This is a genomic window from Granulosicoccus sp. 3-233 (genome assembly GCF_052681095.1).
Genome location: NZ_JBQYLE010000007.1, coordinates 418,984 through 425,429, shown reverse-complemented (window position 1 = coordinate 425,429; position 6,446 = coordinate 418,984). Strand labels below are relative to the sequence as shown.

At 50.2% G+C, this 6,446-nt stretch carries 5 protein-coding genes; 2 read left to right on the top strand and 3 right to left on the bottom strand.

All coding sequences use genetic code 11. The annotated features are described in order from the left end of the window. Nucleotides 1-594, top strand: a 594-nt coding sequence (locus ACUNV4_RS19650) for an IS91 family transposase (protein WP_430880303.1), incomplete at its 5' end; no start/stop codon positions are given. 337 nt (nt 595-931) lie between these two features. On the opposite strand, the gene ACUNV4_RS19645 is transcribed toward ACUNV4_RS19650, so the two are convergent. From ACUNV4_RS19645 to ACUNV4_RS19635, 3 genes are all read right to left on the bottom strand, one after another. Beyond that, nucleotides 932-1,864 carry a restriction endonuclease gene (locus tag ACUNV4_RS19645; protein WP_430880302.1) on the bottom strand — a complete coding sequence of 311 codons (933 nt, stop codon included), beginning with the start codon at nt 1,862-1,864 and terminating at the stop codon, nt 932-934. Nucleotides 1,865-2,030: 166 nt separating this feature from the next. Continuing rightward, nucleotides 2,031-3,260 carry an IS91 family transposase gene (locus tag ACUNV4_RS19640; protein WP_430880301.1) on the bottom strand — a complete coding sequence of 410 codons (1,230 nt, stop codon included), beginning with the start codon at nt 3,258-3,260 and terminating at the stop codon, nt 2,031-2,033. 736 nt (nt 3,261-3,996) lie between these two features. Then, complete coding sequence (locus tag ACUNV4_RS19635; RefSeq protein WP_430880300.1) at nt 3,997-4,605, bottom strand: HAD family hydrolase; 609 nt, start codon at nt 4,603-4,605, stop codon at nt 3,997-3,999. Nucleotides 4,606-5,157: 552 nt separating this feature from the next. Here ACUNV4_RS19635 and ACUNV4_RS19630 point away from each other — a divergent pair. After that, nucleotides 5,158-6,426: an MFS transporter gene (locus tag ACUNV4_RS19630; RefSeq protein WP_430880299.1), complete on the top strand. Its 1,269-nt coding sequence runs from the start codon at nt 5,158-5,160 to the stop codon at nt 6,424-6,426. The last annotated feature ends 20 nt before the right edge of the window (nt 6,427-6,446 follow it).

Below are 6,446 nucleotides of genomic sequence, written 5' to 3'. Positions count from 1 at the left end.
CATCCGCACGTGCACCTGATCATCCCCGGTGGCGCCATCGATGCTGCCGCGCACCGCTGGCGTACACCCAAAGGGAAATTCCTGTTCTCCCACAAGGCTCTGGCCACGGTATTCCGAGCACGCATGCTTGAGGGAATGAAACAGGCAAAACTACTACCCCAGAGCACTCTTCCCGAGACCTGGGTGGTCGATTGTCGTGCCGTCGGAAACGGTCTGCCAGCATTGAAGTACCTCGCACGATACCTCTACCGTGGCGTGATCAGCGAAAGCCAGCTGCTGTGCGATGACGGAGAAATGGTCACGTTTCGCTACCTCGATGCCCAGACACAGCAGTGGAAAACCCGCACTGTCGACGGCGCCCACTTCCTGTGGCTGCTGATCCAGCATGTGCTGCCACGTGGATTCCGCCGTGTGCGCGATTACGGCTTTCTTCATGGCAATTCTCGGCGAAAACTGCTTCTTGTGCAGTGGGTCCTGAAAGTGTCGTTAGCGGCAATCGCACCGCCAAGACCCCGCCCGGAACTTCACTGTCCACATTGCACGATCCCGATGCGTTTCACCGGCATTTCCCTGCCAAAGCGTCTCTCGGGGTAGGCACTCAAGCCTGCCACTGTGCAACAACACAACATTGGTTCATTCCACTGAGGGTCTTGGCTGCATTATGATCATAGTCGCACGAATGATCACCCATCTGGGTGAGAGTCGCGTTCGCCCGGAACAATGCCAAGCCGCCGGCAAGACAACGCCCCATTCTATTTATCTACTATAAAAGAAGAGCTACCGATACATCGTCGGGCTCGTTCAACCAACGGATCAAGTCGCGGCGTGGCGCGACTTATCCTTAGTCGTTATGTTCATACCTACCTCTCGATAGGTATATAGCCAGGCTTCAGTCTATAACTGCGTTCTAAAAGCAGCCACAACTGAAAAGCTAAATCTCAAAATAGTCTGAATCCAGTCGCTTTATCTCAATAGTCTGGACTGTTGACACGCCAATATTGTGCTCTATCATCAAATCCGCAAGTCGTGGGCCGTCAATCAGAACGATTTTCTGACTTACCGATTTTGCGTAATCGATAGCGTTTGGAATGAAATCGCTGGTTGTGATGAAGATTCCTTTATGAGCCTGGTAGCCGGCAAGCGCACCGACAAAACTCTGTATTTCTTTCCTCCCAATATTGTTCTGCCAGCGTTTTGCCTGCACATATATCACATCCAAGCCAAGACGGTCTTCATTGATAATTCCATCAATACCTCCGTCATTAGATTTCTTAGTGACTTGCGAGGCCTCATCTTTGGAACCTCCGTACCCCATGGCAACGAGCACATCAACAACTATCTGTTCGAAGTGATATGGGTCTGTACCAAGCAAGTTCTCCAGTAATAGATCTCGAAGTTTTGCGTCTAGCTCTTGAGTAGCACTTTCGATTAAATCGTCCGGCGTGCTAGTATGCTGATCAGATTTTGCGAGCGTATTTGTTTTTGATTCTTGTTTTCTTCGACTCGCCTCCTCCCAGGCTTCTAAATATCCATCCAAGTTCTTTAGATCTTTGTCAGTAATCGGCCCAATGTGGCTTTGTAAGTACTTGCGGCCCTTATCTGTAATCTGATAGGTAAACTTCTGGCTAGGGTGCTTCTCAATAAATTCAGCCTTCACGAGTGCACTCATCGCCCATCCAGATCTGTTCTGCACTTGGGTTTGCCCACTCTTAAGCTTTCTATTCCTAATTTCTTTAGAAAAGTTATATCTATCAGAAATTCTTTCTAGCGCCGTTCTACGTGTTATCGGCTCCTTCTCTGCCATCTCCAATAGCGGCCTAAGAAACTCATCCCATGTCGGGCTATTCGAAGGATTGTTTTGCATAGGATATGTATTACCTATAGATCAACCTATATGGCTATTTCCAAAGCACACAGATTCAAATCTATTTTTTAATCTTACATATTTTAGCGCACTGTAACAGTGCCTGTTTTTCATAATTAGCAACATAACGCTTAGATAACCTGCGTTGGACGGGTCAAAAAAAAGATCATAGCCTCAGTGCAGTGATCTTTTTTTTGACCCGTCCAATGACAGGTTCATCTGGTTGTTGGACTTGCCATAATCCCGGCGTTTCGGCCACCGACTCTACTCCATAGGAATTTGCTTTTTTTCTCGTCGGATACACCGACCACTTCCAGTTCAGCGACTCTCCACAGGTACCGCACAATAGCCTGCTTTCCGCCTTTGCCTTGTCTGGTCCTATCGACTCCAGTAGCCCTCCCAGGTGTTCTCGGCAGAGCGCTCTCTTGTGCTTTGCCGCCCCCGCATACAGTCCATAATGCCGCACCATATGCTGTCCTGGTTCTGGCACATGTTGCAGCAGCCGTCGTATGAACTCCTTTGGCTTCACCGTCAGCACCTTCATGCGCTTATCTCGATGATCCTTGTACCGGAACCCTATCGCGTCATCATCACATCGCACGATCTGAGACGGATGCAAGGGACCTCCCTTCAGGTAGCGTGACAGATAGACCAGAACCCCGTTTCCGTGCGCATACTGCTCTTCTATTCGTACACACCAGCTCTTGCGATAGGTGGCCTTGTACAGCGTGTAGAATTCTCTCTTTCCATGATCGGGCGGTAGCTTCAGCTCCCTTGTCTTGAATGCGTCGAGTATCCTTGCCTGGAATCGTCCTCGATACAGTGCCTTCACTTGTCGGCCAGGCAGCAGGAACTGGCCTGTCTCCTTCCATTGATTCTGCGCATCCAACCCTCCTGCTGTCACCACACAGTGAATATGCGGGTGCAACGTCAATTGCCGACCCCAGGTGTGCATTGCCATCAAGATACCGGGCGTCACTGCATGACCCGATGTGTTCTTCATCATATCCATCAGGGTGCTGCGCACCACATCGAAAAACGTGGCCGTCATCCACTTCTGATTATATTGCCACAGCACCCGGTATTCCTGGGGCAGTGTGAATACGCAGTGAAAGTGGGCGCAATCCAATAATCTCTTCTTCTGCTCTTCAAGCCAATTAACTCGACTTCGCGCGGCGCATAATGAACAACTACGGTGCCGGCACGAATGAGCAATCAGACTCAAGTGGCGCTGCTCGTGACTGCATTCATAGGCACTCACACCTCGCTCTTCACTTTGGCAACCGGCAATGGCCTCGATTGCCTTGATGTGCTTCAAAGGCAGTGGTTTTGCCAACCACTGTTCCTTGTAACAGCGAACAATGTTCTGCACTCGATAACGACTTGAAGCTTCCATGTATCCTTATCCCATCCTTGGGTCAGAACATCAGACTCCATGACAGCACCGATTGTCAAGAGACGCTTTGCTCCGGCGGTAGCCGGCATGTCCAACAAAACATTCAGCTGCATTGGAGGCGACGCCGGGTTGTGGCGTAGCCACGTTCCGGTGGCGGGTCCAATGACAGCTGCAATGTAATGTTCTGGCAAAGCTAAACACTGCCGGTACGAAATAGCTTTCTAAGCTCATTGCTCGATACTGCCAAAACCCAGAACTTGCAGAGTTTAGGCTCATACCCTGATCCCATATTCTGGATACAGTTTAAATATCCAGTTCAAAATTTCTTCGGTAGAAACAATACTTACGCGCTCTCAAAAAGCAAACAACAACATTTATGTCTCATCTGATCTGAACTGACCTTCTGAAAAACCTTGTGCGGAGCAGAATCAGATTGGGTAAACGCTCAGATCCTGGCTGATCTTCCTACTCGTGGCATCCTGTTTACAGACTCACAACTCACTAGTCGCTCGAACACTTGAGAACCCACTTTACGAAAAGATGCCTTACTGGCAGAACACCAGCGCTCAGCTGCACTTGATAGCAACGCGGCGGAGCGGCAGCGCAGGCGTGATGCTGTCAAGTGACAGCTGCAGCGTTTTGTTCGATCAGTGTTGGAGAAATCTATAGCTTACCTCTGCAATGCTTCTCACATTCCACTCTACACCCCTTGTGCCTAGGGTGCGTGCCTACTTGCCTACGAAATTCCGCGCTCCTTTAATACATCTTTCAATGAATTAAAACCAACCACCCTTGATGCAATGAAACCAACAGATTTTGCCGCGTCCACATTAAGCTGATTATCATCTAAGAACAAAATTTGTGATGAAGGGACTCCTAACTTTCTTTCCACTTCCTGGAAAGCGTCCAAGTCAGGTTTTACCTTTCCCATCAGGTGAGATGCAAATTTATGATGGAACGCATCATCCAGTTTCATTTCATTCATTTTCCGTTCCCAATGAAGTACATTTGAATTTGAGAAAAGTGAAGTCGTATATCTATTTTTTAGAGAGTGTAGTAACTCAAGTGCGCCTGGGTATGGCCCGATAGGGAGTCCTGCAAAATGCTCAATAAATTGCTCTTTCGATACACCCAAAGATAGTTCTCGAACTATTTTTTCTGCAAACTCATCCACTCCTATCAGCCCTGACTCAAATGAGCGAGGCGATTCAGAAGTCAACCATTTCCGCCACAACAATTCCGATGTGGTTTCACCGGATATCCAGGCGTCCAAAATTGGTGTGCCATTTAATTCTACAATGACTCCGCCAAGATCAAACACTAAGTGGGTTATTCGTTGCGTCATCCGTATTTCCTTTATATACGTTATGGTGTGTCACCCCATGAATTCTTATTTCAATTCACCGAGTGTAAAATCATAATTTTATTAATGTCGATTCGAATTCTACTCCCCGTTCGTGGAAGGAAATTCATTTTTAGGGATCGAACAACTATTAGACTGACTCAAGTATGCACCGCATGCACCCACTCAGCCGTATTAAGCCAACCCCATGGCTACACCACAAATCCCTCAATACGTAAACACTCATTCGTATCGCAATACGGATGATTCTCGTAGTGTAGTCATTGTTGCGGATTCTCGTAACGCAGGTAAGGAACCGTACTACATGATGACTTTGCAGCAATGCTCTCTTGATAACATCACTGAGTGTCGATTCGCCAGGTTCCGGAGTAATACAACCAACTGATGGCGAACCTGATCAAGGCGAGTCACAGCTCAACCTGAAGCAATGCTTCCACCCATATCCGTCAGATGATTCGCCTGGCATCAGTACTTCGTGAGCCAGAGTGATTACCATGCAAGACTTACCGGCTCACCCCATCGCAAATCCATCGCATGCCTACCTCACGTTCGTCAGAACCTACGCTCCTGTTCACGCTGCGTGCGGTATGGACCCTGTTGTTCGGTATCGGCTTGCTCATGGTCGCCAATGGTTTGCAGGGAAGCCTGTTGGGCATTCGGGCAGAGGCCGAGGGGTTTCCGCCGGCCACCATCGGTCTGATCATGTCGGGTTTCTTTGTCGGCTTGCTGGCAGGCTCCCTGTGGACGCCAAGGGCAGTACGTCTGGTGGGGCATGTTCGGGTGTTTGCGGCCATGTCTGCCATTGCATCCGTGTCCATCCTGCTGCATGCACTGTTTGTGGATGAACTTGCTTGGTGGGCCATACGCTGTATCACCGGTTTCTGTTACGCGGGAATTCTGGTGGTTGCGGAAAGCTGGTTGAACAATCGCGCACCGGAGGAAACTCGCGGTCAGATTCTGGCGCTGTACATGGCAGTATCCTTCGGTGGGGTGGCAGCCAGTCAGATGCTGCTCAATCTGGCAAGCAGTGAAGAGGCAACGCTGTACATGTTGGTCTCCATTCTCATCTCGCTTGCCGTTGTACCCTTGCTGTTGCGCTCGACCCCGTTACCGAATGTCGAGGCCGATGCTTCCATTTCCCTGCGCGAAGTGGTCATGGCATCTCCTCTGGGCGTCTTCGGCATGTTCATCGCCGGACTCGCCAATGGCACGGTCTTCGGTATGGCTGCCGTCTATGCGCGTAGCGCTGGCTTCTCGGTGCCTGATACAGCCCTGTTCGTGGCATTGCTGACCATCGGTGCAGCGCTCTTGCAGTGGCCCATCGGCAAGCTGTCAGATCGCTTCGACAGACGTATCGTCATGGCCGTCGTAGCCGCCCTCGCTGTGCTGGCTTCATTGACCGCGACAGGCATCAAGTCGGTAGACAGCGGCTATTCCATCATCGTGATCATTTTGACAGGCGGGCTTACCCTGTCCATACACTCTCTGTCGCTGGCCTATACCAATAGCTACCTGAAGCCGGAGCAGATGGTCGGGGCAAGCAGTAGTCTGGTTTTGATCCTGGGAGCCGGGTCGGTAATCGGGCCCATCGTCACCGGTACCGCACTGGGTCTGTTCGGGCCGGCCGGTTTCTTCCTGTGGCTGGCAAGCTGCCATGCCTCTTTCGTTTTGTTTGCCATCTGGCGAATGCGCCAACGCGCGCCCCTGCCCAGTGACGAACAGATACCCTTTGTACCATCATCCTTTCAGGGGGCAGAATTGTCCACTACCTATCAGGAGGAGGCCGGTAGCACTCAGGAGTGATCACTTTCTGACTCGATATT

Bases quoted from the DNA above. Each gene is read 5' to 3' on its own strand.
- ACUNV4_RS19645 (WP_430880302.1), bottom strand. From the start codon at position 1,864: ATGCAAAACAATCCTTCGAATAGCCCGACATGGGATGAGTTTCTTAGG.
- ACUNV4_RS19640 (WP_430880301.1), bottom strand. From the start codon at position 3,260: ATGGAAGCTTCAAGTCGTTATCGAGTGCAGAACATTGTTCGCTGTTAC.
- ACUNV4_RS19635 (WP_430880300.1), bottom strand. From the start codon at position 4,605: ATGACGCAACGAATAACCCACTTAGTGTTTGATCTTGGCGGAGTCATT.
- ACUNV4_RS19630 (WP_430880299.1), top strand. From the start codon at position 5,158: ATGCCTACCTCACGTTCGTCAGAACCTACGCTCCTGTTCACGCTGCGT.